This window comes from Streptomyces hokutonensis (genome assembly GCF_042751305.1).
Taxonomy (GTDB): Bacteria; Actinomycetota; Actinomycetes; order Streptomycetales; family Streptomycetaceae; genus Streptomyces; species Streptomyces hokutonensis_A.
In genome coordinates, this window is record NZ_JBHYWD010000011.1 from 21,177 (window position 1) to 44,885 (window position 23,709).

Consider the following 23,709-nt stretch of genomic DNA (forward strand, 5'->3'; position numbering starts at 1 on the left):
GCGGGGCGGTGGTGCGGCATGGCGGCTCCTCGGTCGGGTCGGCGGGTCCTCAGGCCGGTGCGGCGGTTCCGCCCGGCGCGGCCAGCACCCGCCGCAGATGGGCGGCGATCTCGTCGACGTGCGGCGGGTCGAGCAGCGACAGGTGGTGCCCCGACACCGGTACGACCGTCAGGCGCGGGCACACCTCGTCCCAGCCGAGCGCGTCGTCGTCCCGTTCGTACGCCGGGTCGCGCACGGTGTGCGGCGCAGGTTCCATGGCCCGGTACAGCACCACCCGGCCCTCGTACCGGCCCGGTTGGTGTGCCTCGCCGATCCGCAGATCCAGGTACGAGGCACGCTGGTGCTCCAGCGCGGCGGGCGGCACCCGCACGGCCCCGCGCAGGGTGCGCAGCACGGCGTCGATGCGTGCGCGGTCGTCGTCCATCGCTACCAACTCTTCGTATGGCAAAGGCAGTTGGACGCCGTACGTGTCGGCGATGTGCCGGGCGAAACCGGTGAGGTGGGTGCGGACACGGTCGGGCTCGGGGAGGGGGCGTACGGAGTCGATGAGCGCGACGAGTTCGACGTCCCGCCCGGCGGCGACCAGCCGGCGTGCCGTCTCCTGGGCGAGGAACCCGCCGAAGGACCAACCGCCCAGCACACACGGCCCGTTGGGGTGAAGTGCCGTGATCACCTCGGTGTAGCGCCGCGCCTTCTCCGACACCGTACGGGCGTCCTCGATCCGGTCGAGTCCGTGCACCGGCCGGTCGTCGCCCAGGTGTTGGGCCATTGCGCGGTAGACGTCGGTGGTGCCGCCCGCGGCGTGGAAGAGGAAGAGCGGGGCGTGCGCGCCGCCTGCGCGCAGTGTGCGGAGCGGGGACGGTTCGTCCGTCAACTGCCTTATCCGGTCTGCCACTTCGTCGATCGTCGCGGCGTCGAACAGGTCGCGCAGCTGCAGTTCGATCCCGAACTCGCGGTCCAGTGCGGTACGGATCCTGACGGCCAGCAGAGAATCCAGGCCGAGGTCGGCCAACGCGGTGGTGGGGGTGAGGCGGGCCGTGGGATGACCGGTAACGGTGGCGATGTGGTGACTGACGCGGGCGGCCACCGAAGCCGGCGCGGGCTCTGGGGCAACGTAGGGTCCCGGCGGCCGGTCCCTTGTGACACGCTCCCGCCCGTCCGTCCACCAGTACCGGACATGCCGCCAGCGCGGCAGCGGAAGGTCTACGACCCGCCCGGCCGGTACCGGCAACGGCAACCCCGCTGCGTACAGAGCACCCAACTCCCCCAGAAACGCAGTGGATCCGGCCGCGTCACGGCGCAGTGTGCCCACGGCCAGCGCGCCGGGCACGGTGTCGGTGATGGCCCCGGCCAGGACCGGATGCGGCGAGATCTCGACGAAGGCGGTACGACCGTCCGAAGCGGCCGCCGCCAGGGCCCGGTCCAGTCGCACCGGCCGACGCAGGTTGGCGGCCCAGTGCTCGGCGCCGAACTCGCCGGCACCGCGCGGGTCTTCGAGGACGGTGGAATAGACGGGGACACGCGGCGACCGTCCCCGGAGGTCCGCGAGGGCCTCGACCAGCTCCGGCAACAGCGGGTCCACCTGGGGCGAGTGCCCGGCGCCGACGACCCGCATGGCCCGGGCGGCACGCCCACGTTTCTCCAGTCGCCGCACCAGCCGGGCGACCGCCACCTCGTCACCGGTGACGACCTTCTGCCGGGGCGAGGAGTGCACGGCGACCTGGACGCCAGGGAAGTCCCGCTCCAGATCCGGCAGTTCACCGTCTTCCAGGTCCACCACGGCCATCGCGCCCCCGCGCAGCCCACCGAGCAGCCGGGCCCGTACGGCGACCACCCGCGCCCCGTCCACCACGTCCAGCGCGCCCGCGCACACCGCGGCGGCCACCTCGCCCAGGGAGTGGCCGATCACGGCGGCGGGTTCGACGCCGTAGGACCGCCACAGCTCGGCGAGCGCCAACTGGGTGCCGAAGAGGACGGGTTGGGACACCTCGAGCCGGTCGAGCGGTCCGGCGGCGGCCAGGTGTGCGCGGAGGGAGAAGCCGAAGACGTCGGAGAGCTGTGCGTCGAGTTTCTCCACGGCGGCGGCGAAGGCCGGTTCCTCCGCGAGAAGTTGGCGTCCCATGCCGGTCCACTGGCTGCCGTATCCGGAGAACACCCACACCGGACCGCGCCCCACCCGGTCGCGGTCGCCGGTGACCACCCGAGGGTCCTGGGCGCCCTGCGCCAACGTGCCCAGCGCGTCGGCCAGTTCGCGCCCGTCGCCGGCGACGACGGCTGCGCGTACCGGCCCGCGCCCGGTGCGTCCCGCGAGCGTGCGGGCCACGTCGGCGGGGCGGGCCGCGCTCCCCGCGGGCGTGCGTAACCACGCGGCGAGCCGGGCGGCGGTGTCGCGGACCCGGTCGGTGTCGAGGTCGGAGAGGAGATGGAGGCGGGCGGCCGACGTTCCCCCGGGCTTCTCGGTCGGAGGCACGGTCGGTCGCCATTCCTCCAGTACGGCATGGGCGTTGGTGCCGCCGAAGCCGAATCCCGAGACGCCCGCGGTGGCCGTACCGCCGTAGCGGGGCCAGGGTTCGGGCTCGGTGACCAGGCGTAGCCGTGCGTCGGGGAGGGAGGTGCCGTGCAACGACGGCGGGACGAGGTCGTGGTGGAGGGCGAGGACCGTCTTCACCAGGCCGGCGAGACCGGCCGCGCACTCCAGATGGCCGAGGTTTCCCTTCACCGAGCCGAGCAGCAAAGGCTGTTCACGGTCACGGTCGGCGCCCAGCACCGCGCCGAGCGCGCCCGCCTCGATGGGGTCGCCCAGCGGGGTACCGGTGCCGTGCGCCTCCACGTAGTCCACGTGGGCCGGGGCGAGTCCGGCCCGCCCGTACGCCGTGGCCAACAGGGCTTGCTGCGCGGCCGGGTTGGGGGCCAGCAGGCCGCCCGAGCGGCCGTCGGAGTTGACGGCGGTGGCGCGGATCACCGCGAGGACGCGGTCACCGTCGCGCTCGGCGTCGGACAGCCGTTTCAGCAGTACCGCCGCGCAGCCCTCGCCGCGCCCGATGCCGTCGGCCGTGGTGGCGAACGGCTTGCAGCGGCCGTCCGGCGCGAGTGCCCCCGCCCGGGCGAAGGCGACGCCGACGGAGGGGGAGAGCAGGACGTTGACCCCGGCGGCGATCGCCGTGTCCGTCTCGCCGTCGCGCAGACTCACACAGGCCTGGTGCAGGGCGACCAGGGAGGACGAACAGGCCGTGTCCACCGCCATGTTGGGGCCGTGGGTGTCCAGGACGTATGCCAGTCTGCCCGCCGTCACACTGAGCGCCGCGCCCGCCGGGGCCCAGGGGTCGACGGCGTGCGCGTCGGCGACGGTGAGGCGGCCGTACTCCGGGGCCGAGACGCCGACATAGATGCCGGTGGCCGTGCCCGCGAGGGCCGTGGCCGGGACGGCGGCGTGGTCGAGCGCCTCGCGGACGACCTCCAGGAGGATCCGCTGCTGGGGGTCCATCACCGCGGCCTCGCGCGGGGTGATGCGGAAGAAGTCGGCGTCGAACCCGGCGATGTCGTCCAAGTAGCCGCCGTACAAGGGTGCTTCGGCCGGCGGGAACGGCGTGAAGTCGCCCCATCTGTCCTCGGGGACACGCCTGATCGCGTCGACTCCGTCGATCAGCAACTGCCAGTAGGCGTCCGGGCCGTGCACTCCGCCCGGCAGTCGGCAACCCACCCCGATGACCGCGACGGGCTCGCCGGGCGCTGCCCGCACGGCCGGTGTGGGGACGCCACGGGGCGAAGGCCGGGAGTCCGTACCGCACAACCGTGCCACCAACGCGTCCACGGTCGGCGCCTCCCACAGCAGCGTCGCCGGCAGTTCGTGCCCCGTCAGCAGCGACAACTCGCCCGCCAGCACGACCGCGTCGCGCGAGGACATGCCGAGTTCGACCAGCGGCCGGTCCGTCGCCACGTCACGCGCCGGCATGCCGTACCACTCGGCGACCCGCTCCACGATCCGCAGCCGCAGCGCGTTCTCGTCGCCGGGCATGGACCGTTCCAGCGCCCCGCTCTCGCCGGCGGCGGTCATCCCGCGGTCTCCGTTGCGTAGTCGCCCTCCAGATACCGGGCGCGGGTCAGGGTCCGTGACACCTTGCCGCTGGAGGTGCGGGGCACGGTGCCGGGAGCGACCATGACGACATCGGCGAGCCGCAGCCCGTGCCGGGCGGAGACGGCCGCGCGCACGGCACGTGTCAGGGCCGGCACGTCGAGGTCGGCGAGGCTGGTGCCCCGCGTGTGTTCGGCGACGACCACCACCCGCTCGCCCGCACCGCCCGCAACTCCCGGCACCCCGAACGCGGCGAGCCGGTCCCGTCGTACGGCGTGATGCGCGTCCTGCGCGGTGGCCTCGACGTCCTGCGGATAGTGGTTGCGGCCGTCGACGACGATGAGGTCCTTGAGCCGGCCGGTGACGATCAACTGCCCGTCCAGGACGGTCCCCAGATCACCGGTGCGCAGCCAGCCGCCCGGCGCGTCCGCGCCGAGCGAGGCGCCGAACACCCGGCGGGTCTGCGCGGAGTTGTTCCAGTAGCCGCGCCCCACATTGGCGCCCTGCACCCAGATCTCCCCGACCTCCCCCTCGGCCAGCAGGGCATGGGCGACCGGATCGACGATGCGCACCCGCTGCCCCACCGGCGTTCCGCACCCCGCGAGGAGCACGGCCCGCGGATCCTCGGGCCGCGCGGGCAGCGCCTTCCCGGCGGCGAGGGCGTCCCGGTCGAGGGCGAACCTGCCGAGCGGCCGGCCGGGCCGGGCGGCGCTGACGAACACGGTGGCCTCGGCGAGCCCGTACGACGGACAGTGCGCCTCCGCCGCCAACCCCTGGGCGGCGAACGCGGCGTGGAAGCGGTCGGCGGTGCCGGGCCGGACGGGTTCGCTGCCGTTGATCAGCGCGGCGACCCCGTCCAGCCGCAGCCCCTCCTTCTGCGCCTCGGTGACGGCGGAGGCGCAGTAGTCGTAGGCGAAGTTCGGCGCGGCACTGAGCGCGCGCGGATGCGCGGCCAACAGCCGTAGCCAGCGCGCCGGTTCGTGCAGAAACGCGGTCGGGTCCATGAGGACGGACAGCACCCCGCGTACGACGGGGGCCGCCACGCTCAGCACCAGCCCCATGTCGTGGTAGAGCGGCAGCCAGCCCACACAGGTCACCGGATGCGCGTCCGCGCCGTAAGCGGCGAGCGCCTGGCGGGCGTTGGCGACGACGTTGGCGTGGGTGATCTCCACGCCCGCCGGAGCCCGGGTCGAGCCGGAGGTGTACTGGAGATAGGCGGTCGCGTCCGAATCCGGTTCCGGCGCACGCCAGTTGAGGGCGGCGGTGTCGGGCACGCGGTCCGCCGCGAGGACCGGCACCTCCGCGCGCTCGCAGAAGTCCGTCACCTCGGCCAGCACCCGGCCGCTGGTCACCACGACGGCCGGGCGCGCGTCGCCCAGCACTCCGACGAGCCGGTCGCCCTGCCCCGGCAGACCGGGCGGATACAGCGGTACGGCGACCATTCGGGCGGCCAGCGCCGCGAGGAATCCGGTGATGTAGTCCGTGCCCTGCGGGCACAACAGGGCGACCCGCGCTCCGGGTTCGGCCTGCTCGGTGAGCCGGGCGGCCAGTGCCCGTACGCGCAGATCGAGTCGCTGCCAGGTCAATGTGCGGTGCACACCAAGGGAGTTGGGGGCTGGATGGTCGACGAAGGTGAACGCCCGGCGTTCCGGGGTGAGTTCGGCCCAGTGCCGCACGTACTCGGGCAGGGTCCGGTACGCGGGCGCGAGCGGCGGGCGACGACTGTCCATCGGACGGGCTCCTCACGAACAGCGGGGGGCGTGAAAGGGGGGAGGTGAACTCGGCGGTCAGAGCGGGATGTTGCCGTGCCGCCGCTCCGGCATCGGGGCGCGCTTGCCCCGCAGCGCGCGCAGCGCGCGGCCGACATGGGCGCGGGTGTCGCGCGGCGCGATGACGTCGTCGACGTACCCGCGTTCGGCGGCGAGGTACGGAGTCCCGTGCGTGGCCTCGTACGTGGCGACCAGGCCGGCCCGCAGCGCCTCCGGGTCGTCCGCCGCGGCGAGTTCACGCCGGTGCAGCACCCCCACGGCGCCCTCCGCTCCCATGACGGCGATCCGCGCGGTCGGCCACGCGAGGTTGAGGTCGGCGCCGAGATGCTTGGAGCCCATCACCGCGTAGCCGCCGCCGTACGCCTTGCGCACCACCACGGTGACCTTGGGGACGGTCGCCTCGGCGTACGCATACAGGAGTTTGGCGCCGCGCCGGATGATGCCGCCCCGCTCCTGGTGGACGCCGGAGAGATAGCCGGGGACGTCGGCGAAGGTCAGCAGCGGAATGCCGAACGCGTCGCAGAACCGCACGAACCGCGCGGCCTTCTCGGAGGCGTCGATGTCGAGGACCCCGGCCGAGTGGAGCGGCTGGTTGGCGACGACCCCGACGCTCGCCCCCTCGACCCGCGCCAGCGCGCAGATGATGTTCGGCGCGAACAGCTCCTGGACGTACAGGAGTTCACCGTCGTCGACGACCGCGCGCAGGATGTCCCGCATGTCGTAGACGTGGCCGAGCCGGTCCGGCACGACCTCATCGAGCGGGTCTCCGGCTGCGACGGCTCCGGGCGCGTACTCGGGGGGCCGCTCCAGGTTGTTGGCGGGAAGGTACGACAGCAGGTCGCGTACGGTGTCGAGCGCGTCCTCCTCGTCGGCGGCGAGGAAGTGGGCGTTGCCGTTCACGGAGTTGCTGGTGCGGGCGCCGCCCAGTTCCTCGGCGGTGGTGCGCTCGCCGGTCACCGCCTCGATGACGTCGGGGCCGGTGACGAACATGTGCGAGGCGCCGTCCACCATCACGGTGAAGTCGGTGATCGCGGGGGAGTAGGCGGCGCCGCCCGCGCACGGTCCCAGGACGACGGAGATCTGCGGGATCACCCCGGACGCCTTCACATTGCGGCGCACCAACTCGGCGTACAGCGCGAGGGAGTTGACGCCCTCCTGGATGCGGGCGCCCCCTGAGTCGTTGAGTCCCACGACCGGACACCCGGTCTTCAGGGCGAGTTCCATGAGCGCCACGGTCTTCTCGCCGAAGGCCTCGCCCATGCTGCCGCCGAAGACGGTCGAGTCCTGCGCGAACACACAGACGGGCCGCCCGTCGACTGTGCCGTACCCGGTGACGACCCCGTCTCCGTAAGGCCGTTGGGCACCGTCCCCTACCGCTCTCGCCCGCACGAACACACCGGTCTCCGCGAACGAGCCCGCGTCCAGCAGCCGTTCGATCCGCTCCCGCGCACCGAGCGCCCCGTGTCTTCTCGGCGCACCCGCGACCATCGCCCGCGCCCGTCGCTCTTCCAGGTCGGCGATGCGTCCGGCGGTGCGGTCCGCCGCGGGTGTCACTGCCGTCAGGGATGTCGTCGCCTCTAGCGTCACAGCCACCTCCGAAGTGGTTCTCGAATATGGCAGCGATTCGGCGAGGGACCGGAGGATCGCCGTTCTGTTTGCGGGAGTTGAGTCCCGGGCGACGGAGGTTCGTCCTGAGGTGACAACGGATCGGCGAGGAGGCGGCAGGGGCTGGGGGGTTCCGTGGTCCAGGCCAATGTGCTGTCATGGCAATGGAAACGTTGCCCTTCGGGAGGACACCGGATGAGATCACCACTGACGCCGATCGTCGGAGCCGGTAGCCCCCTCCGCCGCCTCCTGGCCCTCGCACTCACCGCACTCCTGCTCGGCGGGGCGGCACTCCTGGGAACAGCGCACCCGGCACAGGCCGCGGCGGGGACCGTGACGGCCTAACCGGTCCCGTCCGTCTACCCGGCGTCGCCTTCAAGGCCGCCGGCCTCACCGTGCCCGCGGCCGGCTGGACCTGGGACCAGATGTTCGCCGACGCCGCGAAACTGCACGCCGAGGGAGGCGCTGTAAGGCCCGCCGGAGAGATCCCAATGTTGTGGAGCGGCCAGTGGCCGGCCGCCGGCTTCCTCACCGACAAGCCGAAGATCAAGTACGGCTTTGCGCCGCTTCCCCAGCAGACCAAGGCGGCCACCCTCTACGACGCGGTCGGCATCTGCACCCCGTCGTACACCAAGAACGCCGACGCCACCTTCAAGGTCCTCAAATACCTCGACTCCACCGTGTGGACCAAGGTGCTGCCCGACTCCCCGGTCGCGGCCCCGGCCTATCTCTCCGCGCAGAGCGCCTACTTCGGCGCCCTCGACAAGGCCGGTCTGACGACCGTCGCGTCCACCGTCAAGGCGGGCCTGAACACACCGACCGCCATCGGCGTCCGCTTCACCACCCAGTGGGCCGGCCAGTCCAACCCTCAATGGCAATAAGCCGTTCTCCGGCCTCCAGACGATGACCGGCAAGATCAACGACGTGATCAAGAGCAACGGTCAGGGCCGCAGGCCGAGCGGCGGGCCGGGACCCGAAACGTATCCTTGGAACGGTCCCGGCCCCCGGTACGCGATGGAAGGTTGGTCTTCACCTCACGTGAGAAGTCGTCCCCCGCACAGCCAGAACACCAGGCCCACGATGCGCGACGTCGCCGAGCGGGCCGGAGTCGCGGTCGTCACCGTCTCCCGCGTCGTCAACGGCGTCGGCACGGTCCGCGAGGAGACGGCCGAGCGCGTGAACGCGGCGATCACCGCCATCGGCTACCAGCGGAACGAGATCGCGCGCTCCCTGCGCCCCGGCCAGAACTCGATGACCATCGGCCTGCTGCTCGGCGACCTCACCAACCCGTTCTACGCCTCCCTCGCCAAGGCCGCCTTGGACGTCGCCAACGAGGCAGGCTACGCAGTCCTGTTGAGCACCGCCGACGAGGACCCCGAGGTGGAGCGCCGGGCCGTGGGCGAGCTGATCGGACGCCGGGTCGCCGGGCTCATCATCGTCCCCGACCAGGGCGATCACGCCTTCCTCAACGAGATCAACGGCCACGACCACGTGCCCATCGTCTTCGTCGACCGCCCGGCCACCGGCGCCGAGGCCGATGTCGTCCTCGTCGACAACGAGGAGGGCGGACGCAAGGCCACCCAGCACCTCGTCGACCAGGGCCACGACCGGATCGCGATCCTCGTCGCGCCCTCCTACTACAGCACCGGCCGCCGGCTGCGCGGCTACCGCAAGGCGCTGCGCCGCAGCGGCATCGAGCCCGACAACGACCTGGTCGTCACCCTGCGCGCCGGCACCACGGAGGAGGCCGAGGCCGCCACCCGCACCCTGCTCACCTCCGCGAACCCGCCCACCGCGGTCTTCTCCACCACGGGCTTCCTCACCGAGGGAGTCCTGCGCGCCTGCCGAGAGCTGAAGACCTCCGTCGCGATCGTCGGCTTCGACGACTTCAAACTGGCCGACATGCTGCCCACCCCGGTCACCGTCGTCACCTCCGACACCGAGGAACTCGGCCGCCACGCGGCCAACTTGCTCCTGGACCGGATCAACGGCGACGACGCGCCGTCCCGCCGTACCGTCCTCCCGGTCGAGTTGATCGCGCGCGGCACGGGGGAGATCGGGCACCCCTGACGTCAGTACAGCGTCCGCCACTTGGCACGCGGCCAGGCGAGCACGGCGTAGAGCTGCGCCAGTGCCGCCTGCTGGATCGCCTGGGTGCCACCGGCCGTGTCGAAGTGCACGAGTCCGGTGGCGGGATCCCGCATCGTGTCCCACACCTGGTCGGCGTAGTCGGCCATCGCCCGGTGGTAGGTGTCCTTCCCGGTCACCGACTCCAGGAGCAACAGGTTCTTGAAGAAGATCGAGTTGAAGAACACGGGCTGCGTGAACAGCCGCCCCTGCGTGACGTAGTGGGCGTACGCGGCGGCGGCAACCCGCTCCGCCTCGCGCAGATAGGCGCGGTGCCGGGTGACCTGGTACAGCAGCACCGCCACACCGACCGGCACGCCCTGGTTGTAGGACCAGAAGGTCTTCTCGACGGTCCCCTGAAGGTCGAGGTGGTCCCAATACAGGCCACTTGGGCTCCGCAGATGCGCGTTCGTCCAGTCGTGGAAGCGCTTCGCCCGGTCCAAGTAGTCGGCCTCGCCGGTGATCTGGTGCAGGCGCAGGGCGAGTTGGGCGCCCGGCATGTTCGACACGGTGTTGCGGTCGTGGCTCCAGTCGGCCTGCGTCCAGAAGACCCCGCCCGGCGCGGCATGACCGCTGTCGGAGTCCCAGCCGGACCGCACCAGGGCGAAGATCTCCTTCGCGCGGGCCAGCGCGGCGGCATCCCCGGTCTGCAGATACCGCTGGACCTTGGCCAGGCCGACCCACTCGTTGTCGTCGTAGAACATGTCCCCGCCCGAGCCGTACGGCGCGACGGGATAGGAGGCATACCCGGGAAGACCGGTGGTGCCTCCGCCGGGCTTCCAGTAGTGCTCCTGCGCCGCCGCCCGTCGGGACAGTTCCGGCTCGAACTCCCCGTCCACGGCGGTGAGATCGAGGGCGGCGATGTGCACCTGCGAGAAGGGCCATTCGTACGAGTACGGGTTGTCGCCGCCCGCTGCCGGGATCTGCTCGCGGACGAGCCCGGAGCCGTCGGTCGTGTCGAAGTGTCTTCTCAGCGCGGAGTACGCGTCTCTCGCGCGGGACAACGCCTTTGCGGAGCTTGGCCGTTCGGCCGCGTCCGCCGGTGGGACGGCCGTCGCCGTCAGCGCGGCCAGACCGGAACCGATCATCACTCGCCGGGAGGGGCGCAGGGACATGGTGGCCTCCAAGGGTGCGGGTGATGGAAACGTTGCCAACGACTCATGAGGCCGTCAACGCCTCTGACGGCACGGGCAGTTCACGGCCGGGGCATTCTGGTCCGGACCATTGACGGGCGAACCCGGCGGGTGGAACCCTCGCGATGGTTACGTTTCCAGCGGTGAGTTCGTGCAGCCCCCCACGGCGAAGCAGGAGACCTCGACATGACCGTTCCGGCACCGTTCAAGAGACGCCTGAGCGCCGCCCTCACCATGGCGTTGCTGCTGGCCCTCGTCCCGGCCCTGCTGGTACTGCGCGCCGCACCGCCTGCCCGGGCCCTCGACAACGGCCTCGCCCGGACGCCCCCGATGGGCTGGAACGACTGGAACGTCTTCGGCTGCAACGTCACGGAGCAGCTCGTCGAGCAGACCGCCGACTACCTCGTCTCCTCCGGGCTGAAGGACGCCGGGTACCAGTACGTCAACATCGACGACTGCTGGATGACCTCGGCCCGCAACGCGGCGGGCCAACTCGTCCCCGATCCGGTCAAGTTCCCCGACGGCATCAGCGGCACCGCCGCCTACGTCCACAGCAAGGGCCTCAAGCTCGGCATCTACGAGAGCGCCGGCACCGCCACCTGCGCCGGCTACCCCGGCAGCCTCGGCCACGAGCAGACGGACGCCAACAGCTTCGCCGCCTGGGGCGTGGACTACCTCAAGTACGACAACTGCAACCACCAGAACGTGCCCGACCAGCAGCGCTACACCGCGATGCGCGACGCCCTCGCGGCAACCGGCCGCCCGATCGTCTACAGTCTCTGCAACTGGGGCCTCGCCGACGTCTGGACCTGGGGCGCCGGCGTCGGCAACAGCTGGCGCACCACCGACGACATCAACGTCAACTTCTCGACCGTGGTGTCGATCTACAAGGCCGACGTCAAGCTCGCCGCGTACGCCAAGCCGGGCGCTTGGAACGATCCAGACATGCTCGAAGTCGGCAACGGCATGTCGTTCACCGAGGACCGCACCCACTTCAGCCTCTGGTCGGAGATGGCCGCGCCCCTGATCGCCGGCACCGACCTGCGCAAGGCCACCGCCGCCACCCTCTCCCTCTACGGCAACAAGGACGTCATCGCCGTCGACCAGGACTCCCTGGGCAAGCAGGGCACGGAAATCTCCAACTCCGGTGGCCTGCACGTCCTTTCGAAGCCGCTGGCCAACGGCGATGTCTCGGTGGTCCTCTTCAACGAGAACTCCTCCGCCGCCACCATCACCACCTCGGCGACGGCGGCCGGCCTCCCCTCGGCGTCCTCGTACAAGCTCAACAACCTCTGGTCGCACGTGATCAGCAGCACCACCGGCACCATCTCGGCGAGCGTTCCCGGCCACGGCTCGGTGATGTACCGGGTCTCCGCCGGCAGCGGCACGAGCGTCGGCACCACCCACCCGCTGATCGGCGCCTCTTCCAACCGCTGCCTCGACGCCTACAACGGCGAGACCACCCCCGGCACCAAGATCGAGATCTGGGACTGCGGCGGCGGCACCAACCAGGCCGTGACCATCACCTCCGCCGGTGAACTCCGGCTCTACGGCGGCACCCAGTGCCTGGACGCCTACAACAACCAGACAAGCAACGGCACCAAGGTGCAGCTCTACACCTGCAACGGCGGCGCCAACCAGAAATGGACCCTCAACCCGAACGGCACCATCACCGGCACCCAGTCGGGCCTGTGCCTCGACGTCACCGGCGGCGACCAGCCCGCGGGCAACGTCAACGGCACCGCGCTGGAGCTCTGGACCTGCAACGGCGGCGCCAACCAGCAGTGGCGTCTGGGCTGACCATCCGCAACCCCCCACCTCGATGGAGCCGGCATGAACTCAACTGCCAGACGTGTCAAGCGAGTCGGGACCGGTCTGATCGCGGCCCTGGCCCTGTTCGCGCCGGTGTCCACCGGCGTCGCGACCGCCGCCGCCGAGGCGACGATCTGCAACAAGTACTGCGACGCCCGCGACCCCGCCCTGTCCCCGGTGGACCGGCAGCCGGTGTCGGCCACCATCTACTCCCGCACCCTCACCCTGCACTTCGACGACACCGACGCGATGGGCTGGGCCTCGATCACCAACGGCAGCCCCGGTGACGAGGTCTGGCTCGACCGCTCCTTCGACGGCGGCCGCACCTGGAGCTCGGGCAGCAAGCTCGGCGACACCACCATCCCTGCGGGGCAAGGCGGTTGGCGCACCCTGATGTACAACGTCGACGACTGGAACGCCCTCGGCGTCGGAGCCCTGCGCACCTGCGGCAAGGCCGGTGACCGGGCCGAGATCGCCTGTACGCAGTGGGCCCGGACGACGTGGAACGCGGGCAGCCGCGCAACTGCCGCCGCCACCGCGCTGATGCAGTCGTACAACCTGGGCACCGGCCTCTTCGACACGACCGGCTGGTGGAACTCCGCCAACGCCCTGACCGCCGTCATCGACAACATCCGCGTCACCGGAATGGGCAGCTACAAGTACGCCATCGCCAACACCTACGACCGCAACCTCTCCGCCCAGGGCGGCAACTTCACCAACGACTACATCGACGACACCGGCTGGTGGGGACTGGCGTGGGTCGACGCGTACGACCTGACCGGCGACTCCCGCTACCTCAACACCGCCCGCGCGGACGCCGATTACATGGCCCGCTACTGGGACTCGACCTGCGGCGGCGGGGTGTGGTGGAGCACCGCGAAGACCTACAAGAACGCGATCGCCAACTCCCTTTACCTGGAGCTGAACGCGGCCCTGCACAACCGCATCGCCGGCGACACGGCGTACCTCGGTCGCGCCAACGCCGAGTGGTCGTGGTTCAAGGGCACCGGTATGATCAACGGCTCCCATCTGGTCAACGACGGCATCAACCTGGCGACCTGCGGCAACAACGGCGACACGACATGGTCGTACAACCAAGGCGTGCTGCTCGGCGGCCTGTCGGAGCTGTACCGCGCGACCGGTGACTCCACCCTCCTCATCACCGGCCGCCAGATCGGCGACGCCTCGACCGCGTCGACGGCCCTCAACTCCGGTGGCATCCTGCGGGAACCGTGCGAGGCGAGCGGCTGCGGTGGTGACGGGCCGTCGTTCAAGGGGGCGTACATCCGGGGGCTGAGTGCCTTCAACTCCCGTCTGTCCGACCGCCCTTACACCTCGTACATCGCGCGGCAGGCCACCGCCGCCTACGCGAACGACCGCAACGCCCTTGACGCTTACGGGCTGCACTGGGCCGGGCCGCTGGACTCCACCGACGCGGCCCGGCAACAGAGCGCGCTCGACCTGATGAACGCGGCGAACTGACGGCCCGTCACTTCCGTTTCGCGGACACCGCCAAGGCCTTGAACTCGTCCCACCGCACCCGGGGGCGAGCCAGGCCGCGTCGCTCCAGATAGCGGGCGGCGGCGCGGCGGGTGTCGCGCAGGACGCGGATCGCGTCGGTCGGGCGGCCCGTGCCCATGGGTTCCACCACCTTGGCGGGAACCAGCAGCCAGCCGCCGTCCACGGCCTTCAGGGTGCCCCGGACAAGGGCGTTGTGCATGTTGTTCAGCTTCTCGTCGTGCCGGTGCACCAGGAGCGAGGCCGGACCTTCGGTCGCCGCGCAGTCGGCGGGCACCTCGACCGCGAAGCCGTCCCCGGCCGGTACGGGCCGCGTGCGGGCGAGCACCGGTGCCCCGGACGCGTCGCGCGCGGCGAGCACCGCCGTGGAGAAACGGGCGAGTTGGGCCGCGCCCGGCAGCGAATGCCCCGCCGCCGGGGCCTGTTGGTCCGACGCGGGGAGCGGCGGTCGTACGACGATCTGGTCCGGGGTGACGGTGATCAGCAGCCGGAGGTAGTACCAGGCCATCAACGGCCGCAGGGGAGCGGAGACATACGCCCTGCTGTGCGGCTGCCGCTCGAAGAGCATCCGCCAGTAGTCCTCGGCTCCCTCAGGGCCCGTCATGATCTCGTCCGGGCACTCGGCACGGCCGCCGACGAAGATCTGCGGGGCGTGGTCGAGGCCGCTGCCGGTTGGGTCGGAGAAGAGGAGGGCGACGCGGCCGTCCCGGCGGATGTTGAGCGCCTTCTGCGCGAAGGCCAGGGACGTGCTCAGCAGGAACGTGCCGTCCTTCTGCCGCCGTACGGCGGTCGGCCAGGCCAGTGGTGTGCCGTCGCGGCCGAGGGTGACGAACTCGCAGGTGCGGTAGGCGTCCAGGACGTCGAGCGGCGCGGAGTCGAGAAGGGTCATCGACTCTGCTCCCCGTCCAGCGGACCGCGTATCGCCCGGCAGGCGGCAGCGTACTGGCGGCGGCCGACGGCCTTCCACAGCAGCCGGCCGAGCAGCGGGGTCCTGCCGAGGAAGTACGCCCGCTCCTCGGGCGTGGCGTCCTCCAGGATGGCGCCGAGCGCGATCAACAGCCTGTTCCTCGGGATGCGTTCAAGACCGCGGCGCCCGACCAGGTCCCATTCCTCGACCGACAGGTGTTCCGCGACCAGGGGCAGCACCAACTGCTCCTCGTCGGCGAGGTGTTCGAGCAGTACGGCCGAGTGCTGCTCGAGTGCGAGCGCCAGCTCCTCCCCGGCGACGGTGTCCGCGGCCCGCTCCCACGCGGCCGTCCACTCCGTCACGACCGTCAGGCTCACGTCGATGCGCTGGTGCTGTTCCTCCATGTGGGCCACCAACTGGACGTCGGGCGCCCGGTTTTGGAGGTGCGGCCAGATGAGGTCGTCCTCGACGGAGTGGTGGCTGTGCAGTCCCGCCACGTACTCGCGCAGATGCTCCGCGACCTTGGCCGCCCGGGCCGTGTCGCCGTCGGGGACGGCCCGTACCAGGCGGGGCAGATACGCCGACTCGCGGCGGAAGACGCGGTGGACCACGATCATCTCGTGGGTGTACGGACGCTCGGCTGTGGGAAGTTCGTCCGTCGTGCTGGTGGGTGACACGCTTGCTTGCTCCAACGATCGGATATCGGCAACAGCCTCCCAGGGTCGTGCGGCCCTCTTGGTGTTCACTTGGCGCCCTCGGCCGCAGGCTTGTGGGAAGGGCGTTTATCGTCCGTTGACCGGGCTTCGACACGGCTCGGGTAGATTCCCGCGCCGTGCTGCGTATTCGAGTCCTGGGTTCGTTGGGCGCCGATGACGAGGGACGACCGGTCGGACTCGGTGCTCCACGCCAACGGGCCGTGCTGGCGCTGCTGATCGCGGCCCGCGGCACCGTCGTGCCCGTCGACCGGATCGCGGACGCGCTGTGGCGCGGGGCACCGCCGGACCGTGCCACGGTCTCCCTGCACACCTACGTGTCCCACCTGCGCCGAGCCCTCGAACCGGGCCGGCCGCCGCGCACCCCGGCGACCGTGCTGGTCACCTCGCCGCCCGGCTACGCCCTGCGGCTTCCCGAGGACGCGGTGGACGCCTGGCGCTTCGAGACCTGGGTGGCCCGCGCCCGGCGGGCCCCGGCCGAAGAGGCCCGCGCGCTGCTCGCCGAGGCGCTCGCCTGGTGGCAGGGCCCGGCCTTCGCGGAACACGCGGACGAGGCCTGGGCCGAGCCGGAAGTCACCCGCCTGACCGCGCTGCGCGCCGAGGCCCGCGAACTCGCCGTCGCCGCCGATCTGCACACCGGCCGCCCCGCCGAGGCGGTTCCGGCCGCCGAACTCCTCGTACGGGAAAGCCCGTTGCGGGAGGAGGGATGGCGGCTGCTCGCCCTCGCCACGTGGGCCTGCGGACGACAGGCCGACGCCCTAGCCGCACTGCGGGGCGCGACCCGGGTGCTGCGCGAGGAACTCGGCTGCGACCCCGGCCCGGCACTGGCCGAACTGGAACAGGCGGTACTGAACGGACGGCTCGACGTGCTGCGCGCGCAGGTGCCGCACCGTCGTGAACTGCGCGCCGAGCCGGGCGCGTTGGTCGCCAGGCATGGCGAACACCGGCACGCGACCGGCGAGTTCGGCGGGGAATCCGGCCTCGTCCCGACCCACAGCGGTGAACCACGCACCGGGGCCACCCTCTTCGTGGGCCGTGACAGTGAACTGCACGCGGTGGACACCGCCGCGCGGGCCGCCCGGCGGCGGGGCGGTGTCGTGCTCGTCACCGGCGAGGCCGGGGTGGGCAAGTCCGCGCTGCTCGGCCGGGCCGAGGGTCGGCTGCGGTCGGCCGGGTGGACGGTGGTGGTCGGGCGGTGCCCCCAGTACGAGGGCGCGCCGCCCGCCTGGGCCTGGACGGAGGCGCTCGGCGCGCTCGCCCGCGAACTGCCGCCCACCCGCCCCGCCGAACTGGCCGTACTGCTGCGCGAGCAGGACACCGCGACCGCCACCACCCGGGACGAGGCGACCGCCGGCCGCTTCCGGATGCATCGCGCCTTCGCCGCCTGGCTCCGCGCGGCGGCCGGTGAGTTCCCGCTCGCCGTCGTCCTGGAGGACCTCCACCGGGCCGACGGCGAGACCCTCGCCCTCCTCGAGGCCGCGTCCACCGTCACCGGCGTACCCCTGCTCACCGTCGCCAGCTACCGGCCCGCCGAGGCGGGGGAGCACCTGGCCAAGACCCTCGCCCACCTCGCCCTCGTCGCACCGCGCCGCGTCCCACTGACCGGTCTGCGCCCGCACGACATCGCCACCGTCGTCGACGCCGTGTGCGGCGAACCCGTGGACCCGTGGACGGTCACCGCCCTCGCCGAACGGACCGGCGGCAACCCGTTTTACCTCCTGGAGAGCGCACGGCTGCTCGCCAGCGAAGGGGCTCTCGTGGCCGTCTCCGAGGTCCCGCAGGGCGTACGCGACGTCCTGCGCAGACGGCTCGCCCTGCTGCCCGCCACCGCCCGCGCGGCCCTGCGGCTCACCGCCGTCGTGGGCCTGGAGGCCGACGCGGGCGTCCTGATCGACGCGGCCGACACCGACGAGGACACGGTGCTGGAGGGCCTCGAAGCCGCCCTCGCCGCGGACCTGCTGACCGAGTCCGGCCCCGGACGCGTCCGGTTCGTGCACGCGCTGGTCCGCGACACCGTGTACACCGACCTGTCCGGCATACGACGGGCCCGCCTGCACGCCCGCGTCGCGCAGGCGCTGCGCCGCCACCGGCCGCACGAACTCGCCGCCCTGGCCCACCACTTCGCCCACTCCGGCAGCACGGCGCACGCGCCCCTCGCCGTCGACTACGCGCTCCGCGCCGCCGAGGCGGCCGAACGGCGCTACGCACACGACGTCGCCGTGGACCTGATCCAGCAGGCGATCGAGACCAGCGCGGCGGCCAACGACCCGACCCAACTGGACGACACCGTAGGCCTGTTGGTGCGGCTGCTGGGAGCACAGATCAGGGCCGGTTCCACCGAAGCGGCCCGCCGCACCCGGCAGCGCGCCGTCGAACTCGCCGAACAGGCCGACCGGGGCGACCTGGTGGCCGCTGTCTACGGCGCCTGGACCGAACCCTCGCCCTGGCGCAGCAGACTGGAGGGCTTCTCCGACCGCACCACACTGGATCGGCTGGAACGGCTCGCAGCCGATCCCGGCCTCGACGACCCCACCCGCGCACGGGTGTTGCAGGTCTACGTCGAAGCGGTGGCGGCCGAGCACGCGCCCCACGCCCTGGAAGCGGCCCGCACCCAACTGGAGCTGGCCCGCGCCAACGGCGAACCACGCCTGCTCGCCGCCGCGTTGATGACCTCGGCCAGACTCCTGCCGCTGGAGACACAGGCCGCCGCGCGGACCCCGCTGGTCGCCGAACTCCGCCGCCTCGCCCACGCGCACGACCTGCCCGCCTACCGCTGGATCTGTGAACACCTCGACGGCATGACCGCCGGCACGCTCAACGACCCCGCAGCGGTACGCCGGCACACCGCGCGGGGACTCGAACTCGCCCACCGCTACCGCATGGTGTGGGCCCAGAGCCTGGGCGTCGCCACCTCGGCCATGCTGGCGACGGTCGTCGGCCGCTTCGACGCGGCGGAGGCCGGGTACGCCGAGGCCGACTCCCTGCTGCGCCGCGTCGGCTCCCACCACGCCCGCGGACTGCACACGCTGGGACTGACCACCATCCGGCTCGCCCAGGACCGGGTGGCCGAGATCGAACCGGTGATGCGGAAGGTGTACGAGACCGTCGGCGCCCCCTGCGGAGTGGCCCTCGCCCTCATCCTGGCCCGCCTCGGCAGACTGGACGAGTCACTCGCGGTGCGCTGCCCGCCGGAGCCCGTGACGGACCACCTGTACGGCCTGGAGCTCGACTTCCGGGCCCAACTCGCGGTGCTGCACGGCGACTTGGACCTGGCGTCGGCACTGGTCCCGCAGCTGCTGCCGGTCCGCGACCAGCTCGCCGGCGCGGCCGGAGCCGCCTACGCGACCCGCCCCCTCGCCCACGCTCTCGCCGACCTCTACCGCCTCCTGGGCGAGGACGGTCCGGCGGCCGACCACTACACCCTGGCCGAGCACACCGCCCTCACCTGGGGCTCGACCCACCTGGCCGACCGGGCCCGCGAGGCGATGGCGGCCCTGGCGGCAGAACGGGCGCGCCGCCGGACCTTCGCGACGTAGGAAGGGCGAGGCGGCGGCCCTTCACCCCTGCCCGGTCAACAGCCTGCGCGGATTGGCGATGCGGAAGGCGTACGCCGCCGCTCCGCCCAGCCCATGACCCGGATACCGCGGCGGCTCGGCGTACGGCCGGTCCGAGCCCTGGACCACGGCGTTCACACCGAGCGCGCGGACGGTCGCCTTGACGGCGGTCGGGCCGTACGACGACGTCTCGACGAACACCCCGACGTCGGCGCGCCCCGGTCCGCCGCCCCGGGCGGCCAGCCGCTCCCCGTGCAGCGGGGCGAGTCCGGCCAGCAGGGCGAAGCACACCCGCAGGCGCGGGTGGCGCGGCCGGCCGAAGGCGTGGAAGGCGTACCAGGAGGCGTGCATCTGCTGGACGTACGGCACCATCGCGGGCCACCAGCCGGGGTTCGCCGAAGAGCCCACCGCGGGCCCCGGGTGGACGAGGAGGGGGAGGTCGCGTTCTTCGAGCAGGTCGAGGAGCGGGGCGCAGCGGTCGTAACCGGCCGCGTCCGCAAGGGAGTTCGCGGGAAGCTGGAGACCGGCGAAGCCGCGGTCGAGGTCCTTGGCGGTTGCCGTCGCGTCGATGTCCCGCACACAGGCCGCGGCCCAGGCCCCGAACGGCTCGGGCAGCGCCGCCGCGCCGTCGTGGTAGGCGTCGAGCAGCGGTCGTGCCTCGGCGGCGGGCAGCCACTCCACGCCGATCGGGGCCGACAGCGAGACGAGCACCCGGTCGAGACCGTCGGCGGCGGCGAGCTCCGCACGACGGGCGACGTCATGGTCTCCGGGCGATATCTCGAAGGGCGGTTCACCGTCCAGGAACAGGGTCCAGCCGTCCAGATAAGGCGGTTCGCGGCGGCCGCGCAGAGCCGTCACCAGCGAAGGGGTCCACAGATGCTGGTGCACGTCGACGTTGGTCATGTCGCTCCTCCCGCCGAGGCGTTGAGTGTGCCGTCGACGACGATCTCGAGGTCACTCATGGTCTCTCCCCATGTCCTGTCATGTGTGAACCCAGCCGCTGGGCCGGTGATGATCGAGTGGTGGGGAGCGGGGGCCGGGCGTACCGTCGAACGGTGAGCATCCGGTGGGCGTGACCGTCCACCGTCCTCTCGCGAGTGCGAAGCACCATGAGCAGCGGCCCTCGGCAAGTCTCCCCAGCGCAGACCGCCACCACCCGGGACACGGGCGGTGGCGGAAACACCATGGCGCTGCTGGTGATCGCCTCCTGCCAGCTGATGGTGGTCCTCGACATCACCATCGTGAACATCGCGCTCCCGCACATCCAGACCGCGCTGGGGTTCTCCACCACCAGCCTGGCCTGGGTCGTCAACGCCTACACCCTCACCTTCGGCGGGCTGCTGCTCCTCGGCGGCAGGGCGGGCGACATCCTCGGCCGGCGGCGCGTGTTCGTGTTCGGCGTGCTGCTCTTCGTGATCGCGTCCCTGCTCGGCGGGCTCTCCCAGAACTCCGGCGAACTCCTCGCCGCCCGTGCCCTCCAGGGCGTCGGCGGTGCCATCGCCTCGCCGACCTCCCTCGCCCTCATCAGCACGACGTTCCGCGAAGGACCGGAGCGCAACCGGGCGTTCGGCGTCTTCGCCGGTGTCTCGGCGGGCGGCGGCGCGATCGGGCTGCTGATGGGCGGCATCCTCGTCGAGTGGCTGAACTGGCGCTGGGTGCTCTTCGTCAACGTGCCCATCGGACTGCTCATCGTCCTCGCCACCCCGCGCTGGATCCGCGAGTCCGAACGCCACCCGGGCCACTTCGACATCACCGGCGCGCTGACCTCGACCGTGGGCATGGTGCTGCTGGTCTACGGCTTCATCCGGGCCGCGCAGGAGGGCTGGAGCGACTGGCTCACCCTGGCCTCGTTCGGCTCGGCCGTCGTCGTCCTCGCCGCGTTCGTGCTGGTCGAGCGGCGCTCCCGGCAGCCGATCACCCCGCTGCACATGTTCCGCGACCGCAACCGGGCCGGGACGTACGGCATCATGCTCTGTCTCGCCGCCGCGATCTTCGGCATGTTCTTCTTCCTCACGCTCTTCGTGCAGGACGTGCTGGGCTTCAGCCCGCTGATGGCCGGCATCGCCTTCCTGCCGGTCAGTGCCGTGATCGCGGTCGGCGCCGGCCTGGCCTCGCGGTTCCTGCCGACCTACGGGCCCAAGCCGTTCATGGTGGTGGGCGCGCTCCTCGCCGCCGGGGGACTGTCCTGGCTGACGCTGACCGACGTGCACTCCACCTACGCGGGCAGTGTCCTCGGCCCGATGCTGGTGTTCAGCCTGGGCATGGGCATGGAGTTCGTCTCGCTGACCCTGATGGCGCTCTCCGACGTCCCCGTCCAGGAGACCGGCGCGGCCTCCGGACTCCTCAACGCCATGCAGCAGGTGGGCGGTTCACTCGGTCTCTCCATCCTGGTGACGATGTTCGGCACGGCCAGCAGGAACGAGGCGAAGGACCAGATCCCCGCGTTCCTCTCCCAGGCGACCCCGGCCGAACGCCTCCGCTTCCGGCACACCGGGCAGCTCCCAGGCATCTGGGGCGACCAGGTCCTCACCTCCGGTGTTTCGGCAGCCTTCGTGGTGGCTGCGATCTTCACCGTGGTCGCCGCGCTGATCGCCGTAGTCGTGATCCAGGTCCGTCCCTCCGACCTGGAACGCCTGAGGGGCGGCACGGGAGTCGGACCGGTCTGAGCGTCAACTCCCTTGATACGGCGGCACCTTCGGGATCCGCTGCTCGAACCACACCACCTTGCCCGCGCTCAGCCGCGTCGCCCCCCAGCGCTGCGCGAGCCGGTCCACGAGGAACAGTCCCCGACCGCCCTCGTCGCCCGGTCCCGCCTCCCGCATCCGGGGCACCTGGGGAGAGTCGTCGGTCACCTCGCAGCGCAGCACGTCGGTGCGCAGCAGCCGTAGGGAGATCGGGCGGGAGGCGTACCGTACGGCGTTGGTGACGACCTCGCTGACCATGAGTTCCGTGCTGTCGAGCAGGGCGTCCAGGCCCCAGCGGCGCAGCACCCGACGGGTCAGCCGACGGGCCTGGCCCGCGGTGAGCGGATGCGGGTCGAGATGCCAGTAACCGACGCTGTCCGGCGGGAAGCCCTCGAAGCGGGCGGTGAGCAGCGCGATGTCGTCGTCGCGCGGGCCCGGCGCCAGTGCGGCGAGGATGCGGTCGCACAGCCGCTCCAGCGAGGACAGGCGGTGCCCGTGCCGGGGGGTGGACTGGAGGTGGGTGCGCAGGGCCTCGACACCCGTCCCCACGTCCACGTCGCGGGACTCGACCAGGCCGTCGGTGTAGAGCACCAGGGTGGTGCCGGTGGGCGCGGGCATCTCCACCGACTCGAAGACGACTCCGCCGACGCCGATCGGGGCGCCCGGCGGCGCCCGCAGGACCTCCGCGTGGCCGTTCGGGCGCAGCAGCACCGCCGGCGGGTGGCCGGCGTTGGCCATGAGGAGGCGGTGCGAGATCGGGTCGTAGATCGCGTACAGGCAGGTCGCGATGTGGTCGCTGCCGAGCCGCTGGGCCTGTTCGTCGAGGTGGTGCAGCACCTCGTGCGGGGGCAGGTCGAGGCCGGCGAGGGTCTGCACGATGGTGCGCAGCTGGCCCATGATCGCGGCCGAGGTCATGGAGTGGCCCATCACGTCCCCGACGATCAGCGCGACCCGGTTGCCGGGCAGCGGTATCGCGTCGTACCAGTCGCCGCCGACCTGCGCGGTCTTCGACGCGGGCAGATAGCGGCTGGCCAGCTGGACGCCGGTCGGCTCCGGCAGCGAGGACGGGAGCATCGTGTGCTGGAGCGTGTCCGCGACGGAGGCCTCGTGGCCGTACATCACCGCCTTCTGCACGCCGATCGCGGTGTGGGTGGCCAGCTGGGAGGCGACGAGGAGGTCGTCGCCGGTGAACACGGAACGGCCGGGGCGGCGCAGCAGCACGACCGTGCCCATCACGTGGTGGCGGCCGTGCAGCGGGGCGATGATCAGCCGGCGGCCGGGCGGCAGTGTCCCCGGCGCGCTCGCGGCGGGCCCCAGCAGCTCGGCCACGGCGGGCCCGATGTCGTCCGCGTCGCCGAAGGCCGGCTGCCCGGCCAGCAGCAGCTTCGCGAGCCGTCCGTCGAGCACCGGCTGCACGCGCTCGGTCATGTCCGCGTACTCGGCGTGCGGCATCAGCAGCGCGGTCCGCGTCTCCGGCGCCCGGTCGACGCTGTGCAGCTGCAGGACCACGGGCGCGGCCGACTTCTCGTCCCCGACGGGCAGCGGATCGTGCAGATGGATGACGATCGCGTCGGCGAAGGCGGGTACCGCCGCCCACCGCAGCTCCCGCAGTGTCTCGTCCAGGTCCATCCCGCGGGCGATCCGCCGGGTCGCCACGTCCAGGTACTGGAGCCGGTCGGTCTGCGGTCCGGGAGCGAGAGGCACCCGGTCCCATCCAGGATCCGGCGGCGGGACCGGAGCCGGGCCGCTCGCCGGACCGCCCCGCCGGGCGGTTCCGGCGGGGCCTTCGCGGGGGCTGTGTGGCTCCGTCACGCT

The 23,709-nt window shown here is 72.0% G+C and carries 15 protein-coding genes; 7 read left to right on the forward strand and 8 right to left on the reverse strand.

Translation table 11 applies throughout. From position 1 onward, the window contains the following. Positions 1 to 49: 49 nt before the first annotated feature. Genes ACFXC1_RS27520 through ACFXC1_RS27530 form a run of 3 tightly spaced genes read right to left on the reverse strand, consistent with a single transcriptional unit; the run spans position 50 to position 7,395 of the window. Positions 50 to 4,054 (reverse strand): acyltransferase domain-containing protein, encoded by a 4,005-nt coding sequence (locus ACFXC1_RS27520; RefSeq protein ID WP_381246980.1) that lies wholly within the window; start codon positions 4,052 to 4,054, stop codon positions 50 to 52. Continuing rightward, positions 4,051 to 5,802, reverse strand: a complete 1,752-nt coding sequence (locus tag ACFXC1_RS27525; RefSeq protein ID WP_381246983.1) for a fatty acyl-AMP ligase — start codon at positions 5,800 to 5,802, stop codon at positions 4,051 to 4,053. The genes ACFXC1_RS27520 and ACFXC1_RS27525 overlap by 4 nt, the downstream gene beginning before the upstream one ends. A 57-nt stretch (positions 5,803 to 5,859) precedes the next feature. After that, complete coding sequence (locus ACFXC1_RS27530; RefSeq protein WP_381247752.1) at positions 5,860 to 7,395, reverse strand: acyl-CoA carboxylase subunit beta; 1,536 nt, start codon at positions 7,393 to 7,395, stop codon at positions 5,860 to 5,862. Positions 7,396 to 7,641: 246 nt separating this feature from the next. Between ACFXC1_RS27530 and ACFXC1_RS27535 the strand changes: the two genes are divergently transcribed. From ACFXC1_RS27535 to ACFXC1_RS27545, 3 genes are all read left to right on the forward strand, one after another. Beyond that, entirely contained in the window at positions 7,642 to 7,791 is a 150-nt protein-coding gene (locus ACFXC1_RS27535; protein WP_381246986.1) for a hypothetical protein, read from the forward strand. A 146-nt stretch (positions 7,792 to 7,937) separates the two neighbouring features. Next, positions 7,938 to 8,327 (forward strand): type 2 periplasmic-binding domain-containing protein, encoded by a 390-nt coding sequence (locus ACFXC1_RS27540; protein ID WP_381246988.1) that lies wholly within the window; start codon positions 7,938 to 7,940, stop codon positions 8,325 to 8,327. Between the two features lie 157 nt (positions 8,328 to 8,484). Then, entirely contained in the window at positions 8,485 to 9,516 is a 1,032-nt protein-coding gene (locus tag ACFXC1_RS27545) for a LacI family DNA-binding transcriptional regulator (protein ID WP_381246991.1), read from the forward strand. Between the two features lie 2 nt (positions 9,517 to 9,518). Here the strand turns inward: ACFXC1_RS27545 and ACFXC1_RS27550 are convergent, their stop codons facing one another. Continuing rightward, a complete protein-coding gene (locus ACFXC1_RS27550) occupies positions 9,519 to 10,688 on the reverse strand; it encodes a glycoside hydrolase family 76 protein (protein WP_381246994.1) in 1,170 nt (389 codons plus the stop codon). 204 nt (positions 10,689 to 10,892) lie between these two features. Here ACFXC1_RS27550 and ACFXC1_RS27555 point away from each other — a divergent pair, with 204 nt between their 5' ends. Both ACFXC1_RS27555 and ACFXC1_RS27560 read left to right on the forward strand, forming a co-directional pair. Next, positions 10,893 to 12,506 carry a glycoside hydrolase family 27 protein gene (locus ACFXC1_RS27555; protein ID WP_381246997.1) on the forward strand — a complete coding sequence of 538 codons (1,614 nt, stop codon included), beginning with the start codon at positions 10,893 to 10,895 and terminating at the stop codon, positions 12,504 to 12,506. 33 nt (positions 12,507 to 12,539) lie between these two features. Beyond that, positions 12,540 to 14,000: a glycoside hydrolase family 76 protein gene (locus ACFXC1_RS27560; protein ID WP_381247000.1), complete on the forward strand. Its 1,461-nt coding sequence runs from the start codon at positions 12,540 to 12,542 to the stop codon at positions 13,998 to 14,000. 7 nt (positions 14,001 to 14,007) lie between these two features. Here the strand turns inward: ACFXC1_RS27560 and ACFXC1_RS27565 are convergent, their stop codons facing one another. Both ACFXC1_RS27565 and ACFXC1_RS27570 read right to left on the reverse strand, forming a co-directional pair. After that, positions 14,008 to 14,925, reverse strand: coding sequence for a pyridoxamine 5'-phosphate oxidase family protein (locus tag ACFXC1_RS27565; RefSeq protein WP_381247003.1), 918 nt, complete (start codon positions 14,923 to 14,925; stop codon positions 14,008 to 14,010). Continuing rightward, positions 14,922 to 15,620, reverse strand: a complete 699-nt coding sequence (locus ACFXC1_RS27570; protein WP_381247006.1) for a hemerythrin domain-containing protein — start codon at positions 15,618 to 15,620, stop codon at positions 14,922 to 14,924. The genes ACFXC1_RS27565 and ACFXC1_RS27570 overlap by 4 nt, the downstream gene beginning before the upstream one ends. Before the next feature lie 155 nt (positions 15,621 to 15,775). Here ACFXC1_RS27570 and ACFXC1_RS27575 point away from each other — a divergent pair, with 155 nt between their 5' ends. Then, positions 15,776 to 19,192 (forward strand): BTAD domain-containing putative transcriptional regulator, encoded by a 3,417-nt coding sequence (locus tag ACFXC1_RS27575; protein WP_463294343.1) that lies wholly within the window; start codon positions 15,776 to 15,778, stop codon positions 19,190 to 19,192. Positions 19,193 to 19,213: 21 nt separating this feature from the next. Here ACFXC1_RS27575 and ACFXC1_RS27580 read toward each other — a convergent pair whose 3' ends face one another. Beyond that, complete coding sequence (locus ACFXC1_RS27580) at positions 19,214 to 20,113, reverse strand: amidohydrolase family protein (RefSeq protein ID WP_381247008.1); 900 nt, start codon at positions 20,111 to 20,113, stop codon at positions 19,214 to 19,216. 281 nt (positions 20,114 to 20,394) lie between these two features. Between ACFXC1_RS27580 and ACFXC1_RS27585 the strand changes: the two genes are divergently transcribed. Beyond that, positions 20,395 to 21,876 (forward strand): MFS transporter, encoded by a 1,482-nt coding sequence (locus ACFXC1_RS27585; protein WP_381247011.1) that lies wholly within the window; start codon positions 20,395 to 20,397, stop codon positions 21,874 to 21,876. Between the two features lie 3 nt (positions 21,877 to 21,879). Here ACFXC1_RS27585 and ACFXC1_RS27590 read toward each other — a convergent pair whose 3' ends face one another. Then, positions 21,880 to 23,598 carry a SpoIIE family protein phosphatase gene (locus ACFXC1_RS27590; RefSeq protein ID WP_381247014.1) on the reverse strand — a complete coding sequence of 573 codons (1,719 nt, stop codon included), beginning with the start codon at positions 23,596 to 23,598 and terminating at the stop codon, positions 21,880 to 21,882. Positions 23,599 to 23,709: the final 111 nt, after the last annotated feature.

Coding starts and splice junctions, on each gene's coding strand:
- ACFXC1_RS27565 (WP_381247003.1), bottom strand. CDS start 14,925: ATGACCCTTCTCGACTCCGCGCCGCTCGACGTCCTGGACGCCTACCGC.
- ACFXC1_RS27550 (WP_381246994.1), bottom strand. CDS start 10,688: ATGTCCCTGCGCCCCTCCCGGCGAGTGATGATCGGTTCCGGTCTGGCC.
- ACFXC1_RS27560 (WP_381247000.1), top strand. CDS start 12,540: ATGAACTCAACTGCCAGACGTGTCAAGCGAGTCGGGACCGGTCTGATC.
- ACFXC1_RS27580 (WP_381247008.1), bottom strand. CDS start 20,113: ATGACCAACGTCGACGTGCACCAGCATCTGTGGACCCCTTCGCTGGTG.
- ACFXC1_RS27540 (WP_381246988.1), top strand. CDS start 7,938: ATGTTGTGGAGCGGCCAGTGGCCGGCCGCCGGCTTCCTCACCGACAAG.
- ACFXC1_RS27555 (WP_381246997.1), top strand. CDS start 10,893: ATGACCGTTCCGGCACCGTTCAAGAGACGCCTGAGCGCCGCCCTCACC.
- ACFXC1_RS27585 (WP_381247011.1), top strand. CDS start 20,395: ATGGCGCTGCTGGTGATCGCCTCCTGCCAGCTGATGGTGGTCCTCGAC.
- ACFXC1_RS27525 (WP_381246983.1), bottom strand. CDS start 5,802: ATGGACAGTCGTCGCCCGCCGCTCGCGCCCGCGTACCGGACCCTGCCC.
- ACFXC1_RS27535 (WP_381246986.1), top strand. CDS start 7,642: ATGAGATCACCACTGACGCCGATCGTCGGAGCCGGTAGCCCCCTCCGC.
- ACFXC1_RS27520 (WP_381246980.1), bottom strand. CDS start 4,054: ATGACCGCCGCCGGCGAGAGCGGGGCGCTGGAACGGTCCATGCCCGGC.